This is a genomic window from Microbacterium sp. lyk4-40-TSB-66, assembly GCF_030209475.1.
GTDB lineage: Bacteria > Actinomycetota > Actinomycetes > Actinomycetales > Microbacteriaceae > Microbacterium.
Genome location: NZ_JARVRW010000011.1, coordinates 1 through 23,582 on the forward strand (window position 1 = coordinate 1; position 23,582 = coordinate 23,582).

Consider the following 23,582-nt stretch of genomic DNA (forward strand, 5'->3'; position numbering starts at 1 on the left):
AGCCGTCTGCCGGTTGCCGTGCGTGTGAGATGTCCCACGTGGTGCAGGTTCGCCGCCCGATTCCCGCACGAAGTGGGACATGCCGAACGGGGCGAGCCGCCCGACGAGCGGCGTGTCCCACTTCGTGCGAGGGTGCAGCTCTTCCCTCGCACGAAGAGGGACGCGCCCGCGAACGCGCGTCAGCCGGCCAAGCCCAGCTCGTTGCCCGGGATCGACGACAGCAGGCGCCGCGTGTACGGGTCGCGGGGGTTGGTGAAGACCTCTTCGCTGGATGCCGCCTCGACGAGGCGTCCGTCCTTCATGACGCAGACGTAGTCGCTGATCAGGCGCACCACCGCGAGGTCGTGCGAGATGAAGAGGTAGCTCAGACCGTATTCGCGCTGCAGGTCGCCCAGCAGGTCGAGGATCTGCGCCTGCACCAGCACGTCGAGGGCCGACACCGGCTCGTCGCACACGATCAGCTCGGGCGAGAGAGCGAGGGCGCGGGCGATCGCGACGCGCTGGCGCTGACCGCCCGACAGCTCCGAGGGATAGCGGCGGAGCATGGATGCCGGCAGAGCCACGTCATCCATCAACTGGCGCACGCGCTTCGCGCGGTCGGCCTTCGAGCCCCGCTTGTAGACGTTGAGCGGTTCCTCGACGATGCGCTCGACGGTGAACATCGGGTTCAGGCTGGAGTAGGGGTCCTGGAAGATTGGCTGCACCTTCTGCCGGAATTGCCGCAGGGCCTCGCCCGTCAGAGCGGAGACGTCCTGGCCGTCGTAGCGGATCGTGCCGCTGGTGGGCTCGACGACCTTCAGCAGCATGCGCGCCGTCGTCGTCTTGCCCGAGCCGGACTCGCCCACGATCGCCACGGTCTGGCCCCGCGGGATCGACAGCGACACGTCGTCGACGGCGCGGAAGTCCTCGCCGCGTCCGCGCACCGGGTAGACCTTGGTCAGTCCCTCGATCTGGACGATGTCGTCGCGGACGGTCGCCTCGGGGCGGTCGCTGCGGAAGTCCTCCGGACGCAGGCGCACCGCCGCCACCGACGGCGCCGCCGCGACGAGCGACTTCGTGTACGCGTGCTGCGGGTTCTCGAGGATCTGTTTCGCCGGGCCCTGCTCGACGACGCGCCCGCGGTGCATCACGACGACCTTCGACGCGCGTTCGGCCGCGAGGCCGAGGTCGTGCGTGATGAGCAGCACGGCGGCGCCCAACTCGTCGGTCTGCTTGTCGATCTGGTCGAGGATGGTCTGCTGCACGGTGACGTCGAGGGCGCTGGTCGGCTCGTCGGCGATGAGCAGCCGCGGCCGGCACGCCAGTCCGATCGCGATGAGCGCGCGCTGACGCATACCGCCGGAGAACTCGTGGGGGTACTGCGACGCGCGCTTCTCGGCATCCGGGAGTCCGGCGGCCTCGAGCGCCTCGACGACCTTGCCCTTCACGCTCGAGCGGTCGGCGAGTCCGTGGGCGAGCAGCGTCTCGGCGACCTGCGTGCCGATCTTGGCCACGGGGTTGAGGTTCGACATCGGGTCCTGGGGAACCAGGCCGATCTGGCGTCCGCGCACCTGCCGCATGCGGGCCTCGCCGAAGGTGGTCAAGTCTTCGCCGTCGAGCAGGATCTGCCCGCGCGCGACGCGTCCACCGGATGCCAACAGGCCGATGATCGCCATGGCGGTCGTCGACTTGCCGGAGCCGGACTCGCCGACGATGGCGATGGTCTCGCCCGCGTGGATGTCGAGGTTCACCCCGTCGACGGCCCGCACGGGGCCGTCCATGGTGGCGAAGTCGACCGCGAGGTCGCGGACCGAGAGGAGGGGATGGGGGGATGCCGGAGCGGGGGGACCGGCGACATCGGAGGTCATCCCTCCATCCTCACCCGCCGCGGCGCTTCTGCCCACCCCATCCCGCACATCGTCACGCGGCCGTAACGCGCACGATCGCCACATTCTTCGCCGTTCGGGGCGCATTCCGCCGTTCGGGGCGGGGGATTCCTGCCCCGAACGGCGGATCCCGCGCCAACCCGCGCCCCGGCCCGCGCCCCGACCCCCGCGCCCCCGACCCCTCCCGGCCCGCACCCTCGACCCCGGACCCCCGACCCCGGACCCTCGACCCCGACCCCCGCGCCCCCGGCCCACGCCCCGGACCCCCGACCCCGGACCCCGGACCCCGGACCCCGGACCCCGGACCCCGGACCCCCGACCCCCGACCCCAGAGCCCCGACCCCCGACCCCAGAGCCCCGACCCCAGAGCCCCGACCCCAGAGCCCCGGCAGCGCTAGCGTGGGCAGCATGCGCGTGGATCTCAACGCCGACCTCGGTGAGACCGTCGACGGGATCCCGACCGCCGACGACGAAGCCATGTTCTCCGTCATCTCCAGCGCCAACGTCGCCTGCGGGGGCCACGCGGGCGACGCGGCGTCGATGCGCGAGGCGGTCGAGCGGGCCGAACGATTCGGCGTCGCCGTGGGAGCCCACCCCTCCTACGACGACCGCGAGAACTTCGGACGCGTCCGGCTCGATCCCCCTCCCGCAGAACTGCGCGCGAGCATCGCGAGGCAGCTGGCCGCGCTCGCCGCCGCCGGGGCCGACATCCGCTACGTCAAACCCCACGGTGCGCTCTACCACGCGGTGATCGACGACGCCGCTCCCGCCCGCGCCGTCGTCGCCGCCGTGGCCGACCTCTCGTCGCGCCTGGGGCGCGCCCTCCCCGTCCTCGGCCTCCCCGGCGCGATCGCCGCGGCGGCGGCATCCGCGGGGCTGCCGTTCGTGCACGAGGCGTTCCTCGATCGCGGCTACACGGCGCGGGGGGCGCTCGTGCCGCGGGGCGAGGCCGGGGCCCTCGTCGACGACCCCGCCACGGTCGCCGCACGCGCGCTGCGTTTCGTGCGCGACCGCGAGGTCGAGACCGTCGACGGCACGCGCATCGCGGTGGATGCCGCCTCCCTGTGCCTGCACGGCGACACCCCGTCGGCGGTCGCGATGGCCCGTGCCGTCCGCGCCGCGCTCGACACCGCGGGCGTCGAGGTGCGCGCGCCGTGGTGACGGGGCCGCCCGAGGTCGCGCGACCCGGCGTGCGACTGCTTCCGATGGGGGAGCGGGCCGTGCTCGCCGAGGTCGCCGATCTCGCCGCCGTGCTGTCGCTGCACGCCGCGCTCGCCGAGGACCCGCCCGTCGGCGTCGACGACCTCGTTCCCGCCGCCCGCACGGTGCTCGTCGCCTTCGATCCGGCGCGGGTGTCGCGCGAGGTCGTGCGCGCGTGGATCCTCGACGCCGCCCGACGGACTCCGGATGCCGACACCTCCGGCCCCCTCGTCGAGGTGCCGGTGCGCTACGACGGCGCCGACCTCGCCTCGACCGCCGAACTCCTCGGCATCCCGGTCTCCGAGCTCCTGTCGCGCCACGCGGGCGTGGAATGGACGGTCGCCTTCTCGGGCTTCGCGCCCGGGTTCGCCTATCTCGTCAGTGCGGCGTGGCCCTACGACGTGCCGCGCCTGGCCGAACCGCGGACGCGCGTGCCGACGGGGGCCGTGGGACTCGCGGGCGGCTTCAGTGGCGCCTATCCCCGCGAGACGCCCGGAGGCTGGCGGCTGATCGGCGCGACCGACGCGGTGCTCTTCGATCCGGATGCCACGGCGCCGGTCCTGCTGCCCCCGCGCGCCCGCGTGCGTTTCGTGCCCGAGCGCCCCCGCATCATCGCGGCCTCCGAGCCTGTCGTGGACCCCGAGCCTGTCGTGGACCCTGAGCCTGTCGTGGACCCTGAGCCTGTCGAAGGGTCCGGACCCGCGTCGACGACGCGGGGCGCTACCTCCCCGACGAGCGGAGGACATTCCGGCGGAGGAGGACCGGATGCCGCGGCCATCTCCTCCCGTGCCGGAATCCCCTCCGCTCCCGTGCCCGGTGTCGGCCCCATGGCCAGCGCGTCGCCGTCTGAAGTCCCCGCTGCGGCGGGATGCACGGATCCGCCGCGCCCCGCCCTGCGGGTGGTGATCCCCGGTGCCTTCACCACCGTGCAGGACCTCGGCCGCCCCGGTCTGGCGGCGCTCGGTGTCGCGCGATCGGGGACGCTCGACCGGGCGACGCTGCGCGCAGCGAACCGCCTCGTCGGAAACGACGAGGGCGCCGCCGGCCTCGAGATCGCGATGGGCGGCTTCGTCGCCCGCGCCGAGGCCGACACCTGGGTGTGCGTGGCCGGTGGCCTCGTCGACGTCGACATCGACGGACGACCGGCCGAGGCCTTCGCTCCCCGGCTCGTCCCGGCCGGGGCCGAGCTGCGCATCGGAATCGCGCGGGCGGGGCTCCGGGTCTACCTGGCGGTGCGCGGGGGGATCGTCGCCCCGGCTGCGCTGGGTTCCGCCTCCCGCGATGTGCTGGCGGGTCTCGGACCCGCACCGGTGGCCGTCGGCGACACCCTCCGGGTGGGGGTCCCGGCGGCGGAGATCCCCGTGGTCGACGCATTCCCGTGGTCGGTTCCGCCGTCGCTCCTCGAGGTGCGCGTGACCGCGGGCCCCCGGGCCGACTGGTTCGCCGCCGACGCCTCGCCGACGCTGCGGGCCGCGACCTGGACGGTGTCGTCCCACGCCGACCGCGTCGGCATCCGCCTCGAAGGCCCCGCTCTGGAGCGCGCCCGGCACGAAGAACTGCCGAGCGAGGGGATGCGCCCCGGAGCGATCCAGGTGCCACCGCACGGGCGTCCTGTGGTGTTGCTGGCGGACGGTCCCGTGACGGGCGGGTATCCCGTGATCGCCGTGGTGACGGATGCCGCGCTCGACGCCCTCGCGCAGGCGCGGCCCGGAGATCGGGTGCGGTTCCGGGGTGCCTGATCCGCCACCCGCGCAGGAATGCCGGGCGGGCGCACGCGGTTATACCGCAGGTCCGCAGACGCGTCAAGAATTGGACTGGACACGGCGAGTCCTCCCGCGTATGCTTGGACTTTGCGCTCCTCGATTCCCCCTGCCCTCATATGGTGGTCGGCTGAGTCTGCCCCGTCCCCGCTTCCCAGCGGTGTGCGACGAGCAGATTTTCGGGGCAGGAACGCACTCCACCTGACGACAAGGAATCACGAGCCCCTCGCCCGGGCTTCTGGAGGTTATTCCCTTGGCTGCTGCGAGCAACGCATCTACCACCACCACCCCCAAGAGCGGACGCGGAGCATCCCGCCTCTCGTTCGCCAAGATCTCCGACAAGCTGACCGTTCCCGATCTGCTCGCGCTGCAGACCGAGTCGTTCGACTGGCTGGTCGGTAACGAAGCCTGGAAGGCGCGCGTCGCCGAGGCGCAGGAACAGGGTCGCACCGACGTTCCCGAGATCAGCGGTCTGGAAGAGATCTTCGAGGAGATCTCCCCGATCGAAGACCTCAGCGAGACGATGCAGCTCTCGTTCACGAACCCCTACCTCGAGCCCGAGAAGTACTCGATCGAAGAGTGCAAGGAGCGCGGCAAGACCTACGCCGCCCCGCTGTACGTCGAAGCCGAGTTCATGAACCACCAGACCGGTGAGATCAAGACGCAGACGGTCTTCATGGGCGACTTCCCGCTCCAGACCGACAAGGGCACGTTCATCATCAACGGCACCGAGCGTGTCGTCGTCTCCCAGCTCGTGCGCTCGCCCGGCGTCTACTTCGACAAGACGCCCGACAAGACCTCCGACAAGGACATCGTGTCGGCGCGCGTCATCCCCTCGCGCGGTGCCTGGCTCGAGTTCGAGATCGACAAGCGCGATCAGGTCGGCGTGCGCATCGACCGCAAGCGCAAGCAGTCCGTCACCGTCTTCCTCAAGGCCCTGGGCCTGACCAGCGAAGACATCCTCGCCGAGTTCTCGGGCTTCGACTCCATCGAAGAGACGCTGTCGAAAGACACGATCCTCACGAAGGAAGACGCGCTGCGCGACATCTACCGCAAGCTCCGTCCGGGCGAGCAGGTCGCCGCCGAGGCCGCCCGTGCGCTGCTCGACAACTTCTACTTCAACTCCAAGCGCTACGACCTGGCGAAGGTCGGTCGCTACAAGATCAACCAGAAGCTGGGCCTGGACAAGCCGCTCAACGACTCGGTGCTGACCGTCGACGACATCGTCGCCACGATCAAGTACCTCGTGCGCCTGCACCGCGGCGACGTCACGTTCGACGGTGTCCGCGCGGGCAACGCCGCCGAGATCCGTCTCGACACCGACGACATCGACAACTTCGGCAACCGTCGCATCCGCGCCGTCGGAGAGCTCATCCAGAACCAGGTGCGCACCGGTCTGTCGCGCATGGAGCGCGTCGTCCGCGAGCGTATGACCACGCAGGACATTGAGGCGATCACGCCGCAGACCCTGATCAACGTGCGCCCCGTCGTCGCCGCGATCAAGGAGTTCTTCGGAACGAGCCAGCTGTCGCAGTTCATGGACCAGAACAACCCCCTCGCGGGCCTGACCCACAAGCGCCGCCTGTCGGCGCTGGGCCCGGGGGGTCTGTCGCGCGAGCGTGCCGGCGTCGAGGTCCGTGACGTCCACCCCTCGCACTACGGCCGCATGTGCCCCATCGAGACCCCGGAAGGCCCGAACATCGGCCTGATCGGCTCGCTGGCCTCGTTCGCGCGCATCAACGCGTTCGGCTTCATCGAGACGCCGTACCGCCGTGTCGTCGACGGCCGGGTGACCGACCAGATCGACTACCTCACCGCAAGCGAAGAGAGCGACCACATCGTCGCTCAGGCCGGTGTGGCACTGCAGGCCGACGGCCACTTCGTGGACGACCGCATTCTGGCCCGCCGCGGCCAGGGTGGCGAGGTCGACCTGTTCCCCGTCGACGAGATCGGCTACATGGACGTCTCGCCGCGCCAGATGGTGTCGGTGGCGACCTCGCTCATCCCGTTCCTCGAGCACGACGATGCCAACCGCGCCCTCATGGGTGCGAACATGCAGCGTCAGGCCGTGCCGCTCGTGCGCAGCGAGTCGCCTGTCGTCGGTACCGGTATGGAGGGCTTCGCCGCCATCGACGCCGGTGACGTCGTCACCGCCGAGAAGGCCGGTGTGGTGATGGAGGTCTCGGCCGACGTCGTGACCGTCCAGCTCGACGAGGGTGGCACGCAGGACTACTTCCTGCGCAAGTTCGACCGCTCCAACCAGGGCACGTCGTACAACCAGCGCGTGGTCGTCTCGGCCGGAGAGCGCGTCGAGGCCGGCGAGGTCATCGCCGACGGTCCCGCCACCGAGAACGGCGAGCTCGCGCTCGGCAAGAACCTCCTCGTGGCGTTCATGACCTGGGAAGGCCACAACTTCGAGGACGCGATCATCCTCAGCCAGGACCTTGTGAAGGACGACACGCTGTCGTCGATCCACATCGAGGAGTACGAGGTCGACGCGCGCGACACCAAGCTCGGCAAGGAGGAGATCACCCGTGACCTCCCCAACGTCAGCCCCGATTTGCTGAAGGACCTCGACGACCGCGGCATCATCCGCATCGGCGCCGAGGTGCGTCCCGGCGACATCCTCGTCGGCAAGGTCACGCCCAAGGGCGAGACCGAGCTGTCGGCCGAGGAGCGTCTGCTCCGCGCGATCTTCAACGAGAAGAGCCGCGAAGTCCGTGACACCTCGCTGAAGGTGCCCCACGGCGAGCAGGGCACGATCATCGCCGTCAAGGAGTTCAACGCCGAAGACGGTGACGACGAGCTCGGCTCGGGCGTCAACCGCCGCGTCGTTGTCTACATCGCCCAGAAGCGCAAGATCACCGAGGGCGACAAGCTCGCCGGCCGCCACGGCAACAAGGGTGTCATCGCCAAGATCCTCCCGATCGAGGACATGCCCTTCCTCTCCGACGGCACGCCGGTCGACATCATCCTCAACCCGCTCGGTATCCCGGGTCGAATGAACTTCGGTCAGGTCCTCGAGCTCCACCTCGGCTGGATCGCCCAGCAGGGCTGGAAGGTCGAGGGCACCCCGGAATGGGCCGCCCAGCTGCCCGAGGTCGCCCGCGAGGCGGCTCCCGGCACGAAGGTCGCCACCCCGGTGTTCGACGGTGCGTTCGAGGCCGAGATCGCGGGTCTGCTCGACTCGACGATCCCCAACCGCGACGGCGACCGCCTGGTCGACTCCACGGGCAAGACGCTGCTGTTCGACGGCCGCTCCGGCGAGCCGTTCCCGGCGCCCATCTCGGTCGGCTACATGTACATCCTGAAGCTGCACCACCTCGTCGACGACAAGATCCACGCGCGTTCGACGGGCCCGTACTCGATGATCACCCAGCAGCCGCTCGGTGGTAAGGCGCAGTTCGGCGGTCAGCGCTTCGGTGAGATGGAAGTGTGGGCGCTCGAGGCCTACGGCGCCGCGTACGCGCTGCAGGAGCTCCTCACGATCAAGTCCGACGACATCCTCGGCCGCGTCAAGGTGTACGAGGCCATCGTCAAGGGCGAGAACATCCAGGAGCCCGGCATCCCCGAGTCGTTCAAGGTGCTCATGAAGGAGATGCAGTCGCTCTGCCTGAACGTCGAGGTCCTCTCGGCCGACGGCACCGCGGTCAACCTCCGCGACACGGATGACGACGCCTTCCGCGCCGCGGAAGAGCTCGGCATCAACATCTCCAGCCGCTTCGAGTCCTCGTCGATCGACGAGATCTGAGCTCCCAGCTCAGCGACCCAGCTCAGATTTCAGAGAATTCCGACACAGGAGAACCAGTGCTCGAATCAACCACTTTCGATCAGATCCGTATCGGTCTGGCCACCGCCGACGACATCCGTCGTTGGTCCTTCGGTGAGGTCAAGAAGCCCGAGACGATCAACTACCGCACGCTGAAGCCCGAGAAGGACGGCCTCTTCGGCGAGCAGATCTTCGGGCCCTCCCGCGACTGGGAGTGCGCCTGCGGCAAGTACAAGCGCGTGCGCTTCAAGGGCATCGTCTGCGAGCGCTGCGGCGTCGAGGTCACCAAGAGCTCGGTGCGCCGTGAGCGCATGGGCCACATCGAGCTCGCCGCGCCCGTCACGCACATCTGGTACTTCAAGGGCGTGCCCTCGCGCCTGGGCTACCTCCTCGACATGGCGCCGAAGGACCTCGAGAAGGTCATCTACTTCGCCGCCTACATGGTGATCTCGGTCGACGAAGATGCTCGTCACCGCGACCTCGCCACGCAGGAGAACAACATCCGTCTCGAGCTGAAGACGCTCGGCGACCGCCGCGATGCCCGCATCGCCGCCCGCCTGGCCAAGCTCGAGGAGGAGCTCGCCGCCCTCGAGGCGGAGGGCGCCAAGGCCGACCAGAAGAAGAAGGTCAAGGACGCCGCCGAGAAGGACATGACGTCGGCCCGCAAGAACGCCGACGAGCAGATCGCCAAGCTCGAGCGCGTGTGGGAGGACTTCCGCACGCTCGAGGTGGGCGCCCTCAAGCCCGAGGACGACGTCTTCCACGAGCTGCAGGACCGCTTCGGTCAGTACTTCGAGGCGCACATGGGTGCCGAGTCGATCAAGCGTCGCCTCGAGGCGTTCGATCTGGCGGCCGAGAGCGAGAACCTGCACCTGCAGATCTCCGAGGGCAAGGGTCAGCGCAAGATCCGCGCGATCAAGCGCCTGAAGGTCGTCAACTCGTTCCTGCAGACCGGAATGTCGCCGGCCTCGATGGTGCTCGACGTCGTCCCGGTCATCCCGCCGGAGCTTCGTCCGATGGTGCAGCTCGACGGTGGACGTTTCGCCACCAGCGACCTGAACGACCTCTACCGTCGCGTGATCAACCGCAACAACCGCCTCCGTCGCCTGATCGATCTCGGTGCTCCCGAGATCATCGTCAACAACGAGAAGCGCATGCTGCAGGAGGCCGTCGACGCGCTGTTCGACAACGGTCGCCGCGGTCGCCCCGTCACCGGTACCGGCAACCGCGCCCTGAAGTCCCTGAGCGACATGCTCAAGGGAAAGCAGGGTCGCTTCCGCCAGAACCTGCTCGGAAAGCGCGTGGACTACTCGGGTCGTTCCGTCATCATCGTCGGACCCCAGCTGAAGCTGCACCAGTGCGGTCTGCCCAAGCAGATGGCGCTCGAGCTCTTCAAGCCGTTCGTGATCAAGCGCCTGATCGACCTCGGTCACTCGCAGAACATCAAGGCCGCCAAGCGCGCCGTCGAGCGTTACCGCCCCGAGGTCTGGGACGTGCTCGAAGAGATCATCCGCGAGCGCCCCGTGCTGCTGAACCGTGCACCCACCCTGCACCGTCTCGGCATCCAGGCGTTCGAGCCCCAGCTCGTCGAGGGCAAGGCGATCCAGCTGCACCCGCTCGTGTGCGCGGCGTTCAACGCCGACTTCGACGGTGACCAGATGGCCGTGCACCTTCCGCTGTCGGTCGAGGCTCAGGCCGAGGCCCGCGTGCTGATGCTCGCCTCGAACAACATCCTGAAGCCGTCGGACGGCCGTCCGGTGACCCTGCCCTCGCAGGACATGATCATCGGCCTTCACCACCTGACCACCCTCAAGGAGGGTGCTGCAGGCGAAGGTCGTGCGTTCGGTTCCGTGGGCGAGGCGATCCTGGCCAAGGACGAGGGCACCCTCGACCTGCAGGCCAAGGCGCGCATCCGCATCCCCGGCCTCACGTTCCTCGAGGGCCAGGCGCCCGAGGGCTACGAGAAGCACGGTCTCGTGGACGCGTCGCTCGGTCAGGCGATCTTCAACGACACGCTCCCCAAGGGCTACCCGTTCGTGCGCGAACAGGCCGACAAGGGCAAGCTGTCGCAGATCGTCAACAAGCTGGCCGAGGAGTACCCGAAGGTGGAGGTCGCGGCATCGCTCGACCGCATCAAGGACGCCGGTTTCTACTGGGCCACCCGTTCGGGTGTCACGGTGGCGCTGAGCGACATCCTCACGCCGCCGAACAAGGCCGAGATCGTCGCGGGTTACGAGAAGCAGGCTGCGAAGGTCCAGGGACAGTACGAGAAGGGTCTCACCACCGACGCCGAGCGTCGTCAGGAGCTCATCAAGATCTGGACCGAGGCCACCGACGAGGTCCAGAAGGCGATGCGGGACAACTTCCCCGCCGACAACACCATCAACCGCATGGTCTCGTCGGGCGCCCGTGGTAACTGGCTGCAGATCCGCAACATCGCGGGTATGCGAGGCCTGGTGAACAACCCCAAGGGTGAGATCATCCCGCGTCCGATCATCTCCTCGTACCGCGAGGGTCTGTCGGTCGCCGAGTACTTCATCGCGACGCACGGTGCCCGCAAGGGTCTGGCCGACACGGCCCTCCGTACGGCCGACTCGGGGTACCTCACCCGTCGTCTGGTCGACGTCTCGCAGGATGTCATCATCCGCGAAGAGGACTGCGGCACGTCGAAGGGCCTCGAGCTCCCGATCGCCGCGGCGGACTCGACCGGTGCGCTGGTCAAGGACGCCAACGTCGAGAACTCGGTGTTCGCCCGCACGCTCGCCACGGCGGTCGTCGACGCGCAGGGCACCGTGCTGGCCGAGGCCGGCGACGACGTGGGCGACGTGCTCATCAACAAGCTGGTCGAGGGCGGTGTGGAGTCGATCAAGGTCCGCTCCGTGCTGACCTGCGACTCGGCCGTCGGTGTCTGCGCGAAGTGCTACGGCCGTTCGCTCGCCACCGGCAAGATCGTCGACATCGGCGAGGCCGTGGGCATCATCGCGGCCCAGTCGATCGGTGAGCCCGGTACCCAGCTGACGATGCGTACCTTCCACACCGGTGGTTCCGCCTCCGCAGACGACATCACGCAGGGTCTGCCCCGTGTGCAGGAGCTCTTCGAGGCCCGTACCCCCAAGGGTGCGTCGCCGATCGCCGAGGCCGACGGCCGCATCACGATCGACGAGACCGACAAGGCCAAGAAGGTCATCCTCACGCCCGACAACGGCGACGAGCCGGTGGTCTACCCCGTCCTGAAGCGTGCGACGCTCCTGGTCGAGGACGGACAGCACGTCGTCGTCGGTCAGCCGATCCTCGTGGGAACGCTCGACCCCAAGGAGGTCATGCGCGTGCAGGGTGCCCGCGAGGTGCAGAAGTACCTCGTCAACGGCGTCCAGGGCGTGTACCGCTCGCAGGGTGTGCCGATCCACGACAAGCACATCGAGGTCATCGTCCGACAGATGCTCCGCAAGGTCACCGTCGTCGACCACGCCGACACCGACCTGCTGCCCGGTGAGCTGGTGGACTTCAAGCGCTACCAGGCCATCAACCGCGAGGCGGTCGGCGAGGGCAAACGTCCCGCGTCGGGTCGTCCCGAGCTGATGGGTATCACGAAGGCGTCGCTCGCGACCGAGTCGTGGCTGTCGGCCGCGTCGTTCCAGGAGACCACCCGCGTCCTGACGCAGGCGGCCATGGAGGGCAAGAGCGACCCGCTCGTCGGCCTCAAGGAGAACGTCATCATCGGAAAGCTCATCCCCGCCGGAACCGGACTTGCGAAGTACCGCAACGTCACGGTCGAGGCGACGGAGGAAGCGAAGAGCGAGCGGTACCCCAACCGCATCTTCGCCTCGGACGGCGCGTACAGCGACGCCGACCTGAGCTACGTCGACTTCGACAGCTTCTCGACGGACGACTTCACGCCCGGTACGTACAACTGATCGAGGAGAGCGGGTCCGCCCGCTCCCCTCGCGGTCGATGGATGCCGCGCCGCGGCGTGGCAACCTGATCCCCGAAGGCCCCCGGCAGTTGCCGGGGGCCTTCTGGCGTCCTGACCTTCGCCGTGTCCGACGACCGGTGCCCGCCGTGCTCGCGGCGTGTCGGGAACCGGGTGCGGTGGGGGAGTGCGCCTACCGTGGACGAGGAGGAACGCATGGCCCGGATCGGTGGACGCAGCCTGTGGCTGGCATGGCCGGCCGGGCTTTTCTGCGTGGCGGCGGTCGTGGGGTTGGGCGTGCTCGCGGCCCCCGGGGTGCCGGTGACCGTCGCGTTCGTCGGCGACACTCTCCGCGCGGCCACCGGGGCGCCCGCGTCGGAGGAGGCCGAGCCCGTCGCGCCCGCGACCGACTGCCGGCACCTGTACTCGCAGCCGATGTGGTCATCGCTGGTGTGGTCGCCGGAGGCACTGCTGTCGCAGCGCCGTACGCCGCCGTCGTCGACCGTGGAAGCGGTCGCCGCGGCGGGGTCCACGACGGTCGTCACGTGCCACTGGAGGGGTGTCGCCGGCCGTTTCCTCGAGACGACGGTGTCGACCGTGTCGGCGGAGGGTGCCGCCGCCGCGGCCGCGACGCTGACCGCCCAGGGGTTCGCGTGCGAGACGGCGCCCGATCGGACCCGAACCGACGTGACGCACTGCGAACGCACGTCGGGCGACCTGAGCGAGGTGCACGACCTGCGGGGCGACCGGTGGGTGTCGTCGACCCTCAGTGGATGGGAGCCCCTCGGCTACGCCGAGACCGTGGCATCCCATGCCTTCTTCGGCGAGTGACGACGCGTCGCGTCATCCGAAGATCGAGGCGATGATGCTCGCGGTGTATCCCGTGGGGGCCAGGTTCGAGTACTGGGTGTCGATGAGCACGTCGTCGCGCCAGTAGAGCGTCCGCCCGTCGTTGACCGGGTAGGTGGCGTTGACCCACGTCTTCTCGCAGCGGGTACCGGCGTCGGGGGTGTAGCAACTGAACCCCTGCGTGGCGACCAGGTCGTTGAGCATGTCGAGCGTGGGCCCGCGGTCCATGCGGGAGATCGTGGTGGAGAGCCCCGTCGTGTCGGCGGCGGGATCGCGCCAGATGCACGTGATCGAGCCGTCGGGCTGCACCCCGGAGGGACCCAGCGACGGATCGTTCAGCGGAATGGTGCCGAGCTGGGCGAGGACGTCGGCCGACAGCATGGCCTTGCAGTCGGCGGGGAGCCGCACCTCGGTGGGCGCCCGCGAGAACGTCGGGATGTTCGAGGGGGTGGGAGAGGTCGAGACGGATGACGAAGGGGCGGGAGCCGCTTCCTCGGCGGCGGGTGCGCAGGCGGTCAGAGCGAGCAGGACGGCACCCACGAGCGCCGCGGAAACGGCCGGGCGGAGCGGGTGAGGCGACATGGGAACACCCTAAGCCGAGGTTCCGACACGGTCGAGACGCATTCCGTCGGCACGCCTACGCGGCGCGCCGCCCGCGGCGGGTTAGCCTGACGCCGCAATCACCGCGTGAGGAGACCCCATGAGCGACAACACGTCGGGCAGCGACCGCGTCGCTGCACGGACGGATTCGTACGGCGACCCCGTCGTCGAACCCACGGACGACGCGCACGACGTCGTCGGGCGGGCCCACGAGGGTCTCGCCGACGCCGAGGCCGCCCGTCGCGACGCCGTCGAGCCCCAGGCGGCGGAGGCCGCCTGGCGCGAGCGGGAACAGCACGAGCGCGACGACGCCGCGGCGGTCTCCGATCGCCGCGACCACACGGCGCCGGTCGTTCATGACGCCTCGCCCGTCGAACCGCAGGCGGCGCCGGCCGCCGCTCCCGCGTCGTCGTCGGTCGACCTCGACGACGAAGACGCCCGCTGGGCCGCCTACGCCGCGTCCGCCGAGCCGGAACGCGGCACCTCGTCGCACACGCGCCCCGACGAATCGCGGACCACGGTCTCGCCGGTGGCCGAGACGGCGGTCGTGGCCGGCACGGGTGCAACCGTCGCCGGTGCCGGCACCGCCGCGGCGACCCCCGCGTCCGAGGAGCCCACCCGCGCGTTCGGCACACCGCAGCCCATCTTCGTGCAGGCCCCCGAGGCTCCGCGGCCGCGCGGCAACCGCGGCGCCGCCGGTGCGATCGGCCTGCTCGCGGCCCTCGCTTTCGCCGTGCTGTACCTGGCCGCCACCCTCGGCCTGCGCCTGCTCACCGACGGCCTGCAGGTCGCCGAGCTCGGTTCCGCGGCCCTGTCGGCGCTCACCACGTGGGGCCTGTGGGTGCCGACCGTGGCGTTCTTCTTCGGCTTCTGGTTCCTGGGTGCCTTGATCAACCGCGGACGCTGGGGCCACTGGGTGGTGTGGGGCCTCGTCGTGGGTGTCGTCGCGTGGGCCGGGCACCTGCTCGGGGTGCTCATCGCCGCGCCGTTCTGGATGATCACCGGGCGCGAGTCCGCCGACCTGCTGCTGAACAACGTGCTCGCCCCGCTGGCCATCGTGGCCTTCGTGCTGGGCCGCGAGCTCACCATCTGGTTCGGCGCGTGGGTGGCCGCGCGCGGTCGCCGCGTGACCGAGCTCAACGCCGAGGCGCAGCGCGAGTACGAGCGCACGCTCGAGGCCGGCCCGCAGCTGTCGCAGCGCTGAAACGGATGCCATGACGAATGAGCCGCGACCGGCGGGGGTCACCCCGCCGGTCGCGGTCGTTTTCGCCTCCGTCGTCTTCATCGCCCTGTCCATCGCCTCGCTGGGGGTGGTGAGCCTCGTCCTGAACGCCGACGTCATCCCGGTGCGCGGCCTCGGCGCGGTGCCGGGCGTCATCGGGCAGGTGGCCGCCCTCGGCTCCTTCGCGGGGGTCCTCTTCTGGGGCCTGCGGGCCGTCCCGCCGAGCTTCCTCACCGCCGTCCCGTGCGCGATCGCGGCGTACGTCGGCGAGATCGTCGGCGTCGTGATCGGCGCCCTCGTCAGCGGCGCCGATCCGGCGCGCGGTCTCGCGGCGGCGGGCAGCGTCGCCCTGGGCTTCGCGGGTCCCGTCGTCGCGGCGGTGGGTCTGGCGGCGGCGCTGTTCGGGGTCCTCCTCGCACGTACGCGGACGAGCGGACCGCGGTGGAAGTGGGAGGACGACGACGACGCACCCGGAGGGACGGCATCCGGATGACGCCGGACCTGACGCGCGGGGACCGTGGGGTCCGCGAGTTCCCGGGCGTGTCGGGCTAGCGTAGGAGCGTGGAGCGGTCGCTCGAGAGCCAGGTCGGTCAGGCGGTGGACGCCTGGCTGCGTTGGCTGCCCCGGTGGGAGCCGGCGAACCACCGCGGGCGCGTCGCCCCGTGTCGCCGCTGTTTCGGCTCGCCGGTGCTCTCAGCCGCCGGATTGGGCTCCGACGTCCCGCACGGCGTGCAGCACGGGCTCTCCACCCGCGTGAAGGGGATCGTCGACCACGCCGTCGCCGATTACACCGCCCGCAATCTCCCCATGCTCCAGGCCGAGCTCGACCAGCAGTCCGAGCGCAACCGGCGGCGTTCCTACCGCCCGTCCGAGGGTCTCGAACCCGAATTCGAGGGGATGCCGCTCGATCCCGATCCCGAGCCGGGGTCGCCGTTCCTGTTCACCCTGACCGGGCTGGCCGCCGAAGAGGACGCCGAGCTCCCGGCCCTTCCCCCGCTCTCGGATGCCGCCAAGGCGGCGCTCCGCCAGGAGGTCGGGCTGGCCGACGACTACGCGAACATGATCGGTCGCGAGGTCTGCTCGATCCTGCTCCACCACCGCCTGCGCATCCAGGCCGCGGTCGCCGAATACGTGGAGCCGCAGATCGCGGCGCTCCTCGACGACCTCACCCGTTCGCTGGACGCGCCCTTCGATCCGCGGGAGTCCGAGCCCCCGGCAACCTGAGCCGGCTGTGCACAGACGGCCGGTGCGATCAGGCTGTTTTGTTAGCATCGACGGGTCGTCCGCCGGTGGTGTCGCGGATGCGATGTCCGGAGGGAGCCCGATGCCGCAGCGGCTCCCGTCGTCGCCGCCGATCCTGCCCGGGCTCGCGTACATCCGTCCCCTCGGCTCGGGTGGCTTCGCCGACGTCTTCCTCTACGGGCAGGACATGCCCCGCCGCGACGTGGCCGTGAAGGTCCTGCCCAGCGACGTGCGGGACGCCGATCTGCTGCGCATGTTCAACGCCGAGGCCGACGTGCTGGCCCACCTGTCGGCGCACCCGTCGATCGTCACCGTGTACCAGGCGGGGATCTCGGCCGACGGCCGGCCCTACATCGTCATGGAGTACTGCCCGGGCTCGCTCGCCCAGCGTTTCCGGGTGGAGCGGATGCCGCTGGCGGAGGTGCTGTCGATCGGTGTGCGAATGGCGGGGGCGCTCGAATCGGCGCACCACGCGGGCCTCATCCATCGCGACGTCAAGCCCAGCAACATCCTCGTCACCACCTTCGGCGCCCCCGTGCTCGCCGACTTCGGCATCTCCTCGTCTCTGGTGCGGCAGGGGGCCGACGAGATGCTGGCCATGTCGGTGCCGTGGAGCGCCCCCGAGGTCGTCGCCGAACAGACTGCGGGAACCGTCGCGAGCGAGGTGTGGAGCCTCGGGGCGACCGTGTACTCCCTGTTGGCCGGACACAGCCCGTTCGAACGCCGCGAGAAGGGCCAGAACTCCCGGGAGCAGCTGCGCCGCCGCATCGCGCGGGGGTCGTACACCGACGTCGCCCGCACCGACGTTCCGGCGGCCCTGCAACGGGTGCTCGCGCGGTCGATGTCGCGCAACCCGTCCGATCGACACGCGAGCGCCCGCGAGTTCGGCGAGGCGTTGCAGACGGTGCAGGCCGAGATGGGCCTGCCCGCGACGCCTCTCGAGGTCCCCGCCGCCGAGTGGGCGCCGGCCGCCCGAGCGGTCGATTTCGCCGACGGAACGCTGAGGGGACCGACGCGCTCGCACATCGAGCGCGAGGGCCCGCGCAAACACCGCGCCTCGTCGGGCGTCGCCGGGTACGCCCGCGACGAAGACACCGACATCGCCTCACCCGCGTCGAGGACGTTCCACCCGTTGCCCTGGATGCTCGCGGCGGCCACGGCCGTGACGGCGGGCGCCGTCGTCGTGGCGGCCCTCCACGCCACGGGCGTGCTCCGATGAAGCGCAGCACCGTCGCGGGCGTGGCCGCCGCCGTGGTGTCGGCGGCGCTGGTGGTGACGGCTAGTGTCGTGTGGCCCGGGCTCGACGCGCAGCAGACGCCCGAGGTCGACACGTCGGTTTGGGCGCTGCAGACCGGCGACGGCCAACGCTACGCCCGGGTGAACACCGCCGTCGGCGAGCTCGACACCGTGCGAACGGCGGGCAATCCCAGTCAGGTGGCGCAGTCCGGTGACGGCGCGTACCTCTTCACCGACAGCTACAGCAAGCTCACGCGCATCGATGAGGCGCTGCCCGTCGACCTGCAGGAAGAGCAGCTGCAGGCCGCACCCGACACACCCCCGGGAACCACCTCCGTCGTCACGGCGGGCGACTACGTCGTCTATCGCACCGATGCCGGGGCGCTCTTCGCCGGGCGCCTGAGCCGCGCCGGCCAGGCGGCCGTCGAGCTCGACCCCTTCGGCGCCGAAGGCGACGACGACGCGACGGCCTACGCGGCCGATGCCGTCGCCCTCGACGACCGGGGGATGCTGTTCGCCTACTCGTCGGCCGATTCGTCCGTCCTGCGGTACGACATCGAGTCGGACGAGGTCAGGGGCCGCGACGACCTCGAAGCCGATGTCGCGTCGCCGGTCATCTCGGCGGCGGGCGACACCTGGGTGCTCGTCGACGCCGAGGCCGGTCGCGTGTGGATCCGGGGCGGCGATCCCGTCGACATCGAGACCGGTGACCAGGTCGTGGTGGGCGATGCCGATGCCGGTGCCCGCGCCGTCTACGTGGCCGACGATCAGTCGCTGTGGACCATCCCCACCGACGGCTCCGCGCCGCGACGCGAGATGGGCGGTGGCGGCAACGTGCTGGGGCAACCCGCGCGACCGGTCTGGCATCAGGGGATCGCCTACGCCGCGTGGCTCCTCCCGGGCGAAGCGCGCGGCACGTTGTGGCGCTCCGACCAGGGCGAGACCGATCTCGACTACGGCGGGGCCACGATGCCCGACCAGCGCCGACCGGTCTTCGTCGCCACCGCGCACGCCGTCATCCTGAACGAGACGCGCACGGGGTGGGTGTGGACGGTGCCCGACGGCTCGCTCGTCCCCTCGAGCCAGAACTGGTCTCTCGACGATCGGACCGAACAGACCGCGGTGCAGAGCGAGGAGCAGCTCAGCGTGGTGCTCGACCCGAAGCCCCCGATCGCAGAGCCCGATGCGTTCGGCGTGCGTCCGGGGCGCCTCGTCACGCTCCCCGTCCTGTTGAACGACCACGACCCCAACGAAGACGTGCTGAGCATCGTGGGTGAGAGCGTGACGGGACTGGACCCCGGCTTCGGGTCGCTGTCGTTGACCGACTCCGGGCAGCGGCTCGCGGTGCGGGTCTCACCGACGGCCGTGGGCAGCGCGACCTTCGCCTACGCGGTGACCGACGGCACCGCAGCGGACGGGCTCACGTCCAAGCCGACCACGGTCACCCTCACCGTGGCACCCGACGACGGCAACGCGGCGCCGGTGTGGTGCGGTGTCACAGCCTGCCTGCAGCCCTGGCCCACCCCCGAGGTCGCCCGCGGGGGCACCGTCACCGTTCCGGTCCTCTCCGGCTGGATCGACCCCGACGGCGACCCGCTCCTGCTCCTCTCGGTCGAGAACCGCGGCGGCATCGGCACCGTCGCCGCCACTCCCGGCGGCGACATCGTGTACCAGCACGCCGATGACGGATCCGGCGGCGAACAGAACGTCGAACTCGACGTCACCGTCGCCGACACCCGTGGGGCCACGACGACGAAGCCGCTGCTCGTGCGCGTCACCCCCGACCCCGCACTCTCCGTGCAGTCCTTCGCCGTCGTCGACACCGTCGATTCCTCGATCTCGATCGACGTGGGCCCGCACGTCACCGGCACGGCCGGCGACATCTCGCTGGCCTCCGTCCGCGTCGTCGACGGCGCGGCGGCGACCGCCACGGTCATCGGCGGCAGCACCGACTTCGAACTCACCGCGGCGCAGCCCGGCGTCTACCGTGTCGACTTCACCGTCAACGGGGGAGGTCGCGACGCGAACGGGACCGCGCGGATCACCCTGCTCCCCGCCGATGCCCCGGCGCAGTTGTCGACCTCTCCCGTGGTGGCCTTCGTCCGGCCGCAAGAGGATGCGACCCTTGATGTCTTCCGTGCCGTCTCGAATCCGACGGCACGCGTGTTGCTGCTGAGCGATGTCGACGCCGATGCCGAAGAGGGGGCGTCGCTCACCGTCGACACGGTCGGCCAGAACGACCTCCGTGTGTCGGGGAGCACGGCCGACGGCGCAGCCGGCCTCCTCGGCACGGTGGGCTACACCGTCAGCGACGGCACCGACGACGAGGGTTCGCAGGTCACGGGGGAGGCGACGGTCTACCTGCTGCCGCCGGCGCCCGAGATCGCGCCCATCGCCGTCGACGACACCGTGACCGTCCGCGCGGGCGCGCAGATCGACATCCCCGTCCTCGACAACGACATCTCGCCCGCCGGCGGGCGTCCCACCCTCGACCCCTCGAGCGTCCGGGCCACTCCCGCCGCCGACGGCCTCGCGTTCGCATCCGGGGGTCTGCTCCGTTACCTCGCACCCACGACCCCGGGTGCCTACGAGGTGGCGTACCGCGTCTCGACGACCGGAACGCCGTCTCTGTGGGACGAGGCGACGGTGCGCATCACCGTCCTCGGCGACGAGTCGAACCGCGCGCCGCTCCCGGGCACGCTCGAGGGGCGCGTGCTCAGCGGGGGGACGACCTCCATCGACTTCGACGCCTTCGCCGTCGACCCCGACGGCGACTCCGTGACGCTCGACCGCATCGTGACACAACCCGAACGAGGGACGGCGTCCGTGTCGCCCGACGGGGAGTCGATCCTGTACTCCTCGCTCCCCGGAGACCGCGGCCAGGTGTCGCTGCGCTACCGCGTGTCCGATTCGGCGGGCGCCACCGGAGAGGGCACCGTCCGCATCGGCGTGCTGGACGCCGAAGCGAACCCGAGCCCCATCACCTTCACCGACTACGTGCAGGTGCAGGCGGGCGCCGATCGCACGGTCCGTGTCAGCCCGCTCGCGAACGACATCGATCCCACGCAGGGCCGTCTCACCCTCAGCGGCGTGCGCCCCGATCTGCCCGAGACGCTCATCGACGGCAGCGGCAATCCGGAGTACGAACGTCTCGACGGTTACATCGGCACCGTGTCCGACACCGCCGTCGTGCTCCGCGCGGGCGAGCAACCCGGCACACTGTCCTTCCTGTACGACGTGACGTCGGACTCCGGCAACACCGGCCGCGGCCTGATCGTGGTGAAGGTCGTGCGAGAGGACGTGCCCGACTATCCCGTCGTCACCGACACCGTCCTGACCGTGGAGAACCGCGACGACTTCGCCGCCGGCGTCGACGTGATCGCCGGCAAGGCGACGTGGTCGGGGGGCGAGGTCAGCGACCTCGACGTGGCGCTGTGGGGCGATCCGGTCGACGTGCAGGTCGATGGCCGACGTATCTCGGGCGCCCTCCCGGCGACGCGCCGGGTCGTTCCGTTCGCCGTGACCGGTCGCGTGGGCGACGCCGACGTCACCACCTACGCCTTCCTCCGAGTGCCCGGCGACGACGATCTGAGCCTCGCGCTCCGACCGAACGCGGCGCAGCGGGTCGATGAACTCGCGTCCGTCTCGTTCGACATGGCATCCCTCGTCGCCCTTCCTCGCAGGGCGACGCTCGAGGTCGGCGCCGACGTCACCCCCACGGGTGTGCGCGCCGAGGGACGATGCACGGTCGCGGGCTCCGTCGTCACCTACGACGCGGGCAGCGGCTCGCCGTGGACCGACGCGTGCCGCGTTCCCGTGCGGGTGGCCGGCAGCGACGAATGGACGGTGCTGTCGGTGCCGATCGGCGTCGTCGCCCGCAACCCGCAGCCCGAGCTGCGGCCGGGCGCGCTTACCGTGGGGCCGGGGGAGACCGCCACCTTCGATCTGCGCAACATGACGTCGTGGCAGCTCGGCCGCGAAGATGCGGCGGGCGTGCGGTATGCGCTGGAGTCCTCCGGCTCGGCATTCGCGGTGTCGCTCGACGGATCCACGGTGACCGTGACCGGCGACGATCGCGCGCTCCCCGGTACCGAGAACGCCGCCGTCGTGTCGATCACCAGCCACGAGGCGGTGGCGCCTGCGCGTCTCGTGATGCGTGTGGGTGCCGCTCCCTCGACACTGCCCCAGGGGGGCACCACCTCGTCGCAGTGCTCCCAGGCGGCCGGAGCGGGCTGCACCATCGAGGTCATCGGCATCCCGGGGGAAGTGAATCCCCTCCCGCGGACGCCGCTCGAGGTCGTGGCGGTCAGGCCGACGGCAGGCTGCACGGGCGTGAGCTTCTCCGTCGCCTCGCCGACGAGCGTCGCCGCCGCATGGAACGACGACACCCCGGGGGCGTCGTGCAGCGCAGGCGTGACCCTCCGCGACGCCCAGGGACGCACGACGGCGTCGACCCGCGACGCCCGCGTCACCCTCGATCTGTTGGGCTACCCCCGTTCGCCGGCGAGCGTGCGGCAGACCGCCTTCGCCGACGGTTCCCTCACGCTGCGCATCGACCCGGGGGAGGCGGGCCGCGCCTACCCGGGCCTCTCCGGCTTCACGGTGCGCACCGGCGGACAGACCGTCGGACAGTGCGCGCCCGACGGATCGTGCCCGCCCATCTCGGCTCCGAACGGCGAGCAGCGGGAGTACGTCGTGACCGCCGTGAACGCCGTCGGGGAGTCGCGGGGGGCGGTGCGCACGACCGGCTGGGCGTACCGCCCGCCCGCCCAGCCGCGCGAGCTCGCGTTCACCCCGGTGAAGACCGACGGCGAGGGCAACGTCGCCGATCTGCTGATCAGCGGGGTCGACGGGTCGGAGACGGGCGCGCTCGAGATCTCCAGCCCGGTGGGCCAGACCGTCCGCGTCGACGTCGGGCGCAATCAGGACGACGTGCAGGTGCGCCGCTTCGTCGTCGGATCCAATACCGCCACCAGCGTCACCGTCCGTCCGATCTCGCGATTCACCCTGCCGCCGGGGCTCGGCGGAGCCGCGAACGGGAGCGAGCTCGTCGGCACGGCGCACGGTGTCGGCGCCGCGCAGAACCTCACGCTGAACCTCACCTCGCGTCCGACGGGCGACCAGCGGTCCACCGTCGTCGCCGAGGGCTCGGCCCAGCCGAACGGCACCGACGTCGAGCTGAGGTACGACATCGCCGAGGGACGCTCCCGCTGCCAGCCGACGTCGAGTTCGGCGCGCGAGGAGTTCCCGAACCGCAACGACGGCGAGACCTACGAGTACACGTTCTGCGTCGAGACGTTCTTCCGTGGCGAATCGTACGGAGCGGTCGGCGTCAAGCAGAGTGTGAACGTCCAGCAGAACGCCGCCGCCCCCGAGGGCTACACGTTCCGCGTCGACCCTGATGCCGAGGTGAAGGACAACACCGCGCGGTGGTTCATCGACCGCAGGCTCGAGGCGGGTACCCCGCCGCCCCGTAACAACAAGGTCGTCTACGACAACTGGGCTCCCGGATCGACCGTATTCGGTCGCGACCCGAACATCCTCGTCTACTTCCAGCACGAGACGTGGGGCACGCGGTCGCAGCCCGGCTCGGTGAAAGCGGCTCAGGGAAGCGCGCCCTATCAGGTGCAGGCGACCTGGGGCATCGCCAGTTGCGAGGGCGGCGGCCGACTCGTCGCTGACGGCACCGCGACCAACGGTGAGGGGAACGTGACCCCCAGCTACGCGAACGTCGTGTACCGGGACGCGAGCGGGACGCAGCTGCCGACGAACCCCGACGATCCGGCCCTCGTTCCGGTCGGGGCGACGTCCGTCGACCGCGTCGGCGTCACGGTGGCCTGGTCCGACCCGGCGTGGAACCTGAACCCGAAGACCGTCGAGTTCGCCGGCGCCTGCCGACCCGGCATGCCGGCCCCCTGATCCCGTGCCG

The 23,582-nt window shown here is 70.6% G+C and carries 12 protein-coding genes; 10 read left to right on the forward strand and 2 right to left on the reverse strand.

All coding sequences use genetic code 11. From position 1 onward, the window contains the following. Window positions 1-179 precede the first annotated feature (179 nt). Complete coding sequence (locus QRO03_RS13610) at window positions 180-1,847, reverse strand: ABC transporter ATP-binding protein (protein ID WP_285138032.1); 1,668 nt, start codon at window positions 1,845-1,847, stop codon at window positions 180-182. 426 nt (window positions 1,848-2,273) lie between these two features. Here QRO03_RS13610 and QRO03_RS13615 point away from each other — a divergent pair, with 426 nt between their 5' ends. From QRO03_RS13615 to QRO03_RS13635, 5 genes are all read left to right on the forward strand, one after another. Further along, window positions 2,274-3,026 (forward strand): 5-oxoprolinase subunit PxpA, encoded by a 753-nt coding sequence (locus tag QRO03_RS13615; protein ID WP_285138034.1) that lies wholly within the window; start codon window positions 2,274-2,276, stop codon window positions 3,024-3,026. Continuing rightward, window positions 3,020-4,804: a 5-oxoprolinase subunit B/C family protein gene (locus tag QRO03_RS13620; RefSeq protein ID WP_285138035.1), complete on the forward strand. Its 1,785-nt coding sequence runs from the start codon at window positions 3,020-3,022 to the stop codon at window positions 4,802-4,804. Before QRO03_RS13615 ends, QRO03_RS13620 begins: the two co-directional genes overlap by 7 nt. Before the next feature lie 274 nt (window positions 4,805-5,078). Next, on the forward strand, window positions 5,079-8,576 hold the full coding sequence (rpoB, locus tag QRO03_RS13625) for a DNA-directed RNA polymerase subunit beta (protein ID WP_285138036.1): 3,498 nt from the start codon (window positions 5,079-5,081) through the stop codon (window positions 8,574-8,576). Between the two features lie 56 nt (window positions 8,577-8,632). Then, on the forward strand, window positions 8,633-12,508 hold the full coding sequence (gene rpoC / locus QRO03_RS13630) for a DNA-directed RNA polymerase subunit beta' (RefSeq protein ID WP_243497328.1): 3,876 nt from the start codon (window positions 8,633-8,635) through the stop codon (window positions 12,506-12,508). Window positions 12,509-12,720: 212 nt separating this feature from the next. Next, window positions 12,721-13,335, forward strand: coding sequence for a hypothetical protein (locus tag QRO03_RS13635; protein ID WP_285138037.1), 615 nt, complete (start codon window positions 12,721-12,723; stop codon window positions 13,333-13,335). Window positions 13,336-13,347: 12 nt separating this feature from the next. Here the strand turns inward: QRO03_RS13635 and QRO03_RS13640 are convergent, their stop codons facing one another. Next, window positions 13,348-13,935, reverse strand: coding sequence for a hypothetical protein (locus QRO03_RS13640; RefSeq protein ID WP_285138038.1), 588 nt, complete (start codon window positions 13,933-13,935; stop codon window positions 13,348-13,350). A 118-nt stretch (window positions 13,936-14,053) separates the two neighbouring features. On the opposite strand from QRO03_RS13640, the gene QRO03_RS13645 reads away from it, so the two are divergent. The 5 genes from QRO03_RS13645 to QRO03_RS13665 all read left to right on the forward strand — a co-directional run bounded on the left by QRO03_RS13645 (window position 14,054) and on the right by QRO03_RS13665 (window position 23,572). After that, window positions 14,054-15,157, forward strand: a complete 1,104-nt coding sequence (locus tag QRO03_RS13645) for an ABC transporter (RefSeq protein WP_285138040.1) — start codon at window positions 14,054-14,056, stop codon at window positions 15,155-15,157. 10 nt (window positions 15,158-15,167) lie between these two features. Continuing rightward, window positions 15,168-15,668, forward strand: a complete 501-nt coding sequence (locus tag QRO03_RS13650; protein WP_285138041.1) for a DUF6121 family protein — start codon at window positions 15,168-15,170, stop codon at window positions 15,666-15,668. Between the two features lie 68 nt (window positions 15,669-15,736). After that, window positions 15,737-16,399: a spermidine/putrescine ABC transporter substrate-binding protein gene (locus QRO03_RS13655; protein ID WP_285138042.1), complete on the forward strand. Its 663-nt coding sequence runs from the start codon at window positions 15,737-15,739 to the stop codon at window positions 16,397-16,399. 100 nt (window positions 16,400-16,499) lie between these two features. Beyond that, window positions 16,500-17,636 (forward strand): serine/threonine-protein kinase, encoded by a 1,137-nt coding sequence (locus QRO03_RS13660; RefSeq protein WP_285138043.1) that lies wholly within the window; start codon window positions 16,500-16,502, stop codon window positions 17,634-17,636. Further along, window positions 17,633-23,572, forward strand: a complete 5,940-nt coding sequence (locus QRO03_RS13665) for an Ig-like domain-containing protein (protein ID WP_285138044.1) — start codon at window positions 17,633-17,635, stop codon at window positions 23,570-23,572. The genes QRO03_RS13660 and QRO03_RS13665 overlap by 4 nt, the downstream gene beginning before the upstream one ends. Window positions 23,573-23,582 lie beyond the last annotated feature (10 nt).

Excerpts from the sequence above, each read along its gene's own strand:
- QRO03_RS13665 (WP_285138044.1), top strand. The coding sequence starts at position 17,633 with ATGAAGCGCAGCACCGTCGCGGGCGTGGCCGCCGCCGTGGTGTCGGCG.
- QRO03_RS13660 (WP_285138043.1), top strand. The coding sequence starts at position 16,500 with ATGCCGCAGCGGCTCCCGTCGTCGCCGCCGATCCTGCCCGGGCTCGCG.
- QRO03_RS13650 (WP_285138041.1), top strand. The coding sequence starts at position 15,168 with ATGACGAATGAGCCGCGACCGGCGGGGGTCACCCCGCCGGTCGCGGTC.
- QRO03_RS13615 (WP_285138034.1), top strand. The coding sequence starts at position 2,274 with ATGCGCGTGGATCTCAACGCCGACCTCGGTGAGACCGTCGACGGGATC.
- QRO03_RS13635 (WP_285138037.1), top strand. The coding sequence starts at position 12,721 with ATGGCCCGGATCGGTGGACGCAGCCTGTGGCTGGCATGGCCGGCCGGG.
- QRO03_RS13640 (WP_285138038.1), bottom strand. The coding sequence starts at position 13,935 with ATGTCGCCTCACCCGCTCCGCCCGGCCGTTTCCGCGGCGCTCGTGGGT.
- QRO03_RS13645 (WP_285138040.1), top strand. The coding sequence starts at position 14,054 with ATGAGCGACAACACGTCGGGCAGCGACCGCGTCGCTGCACGGACGGAT.
- QRO03_RS13610 (WP_285138032.1), bottom strand. The coding sequence starts at position 1,847 with ATGACCTCCGATGTCGCCGGTCCCCCCGCTCCGGCATCCCCCCATCCC.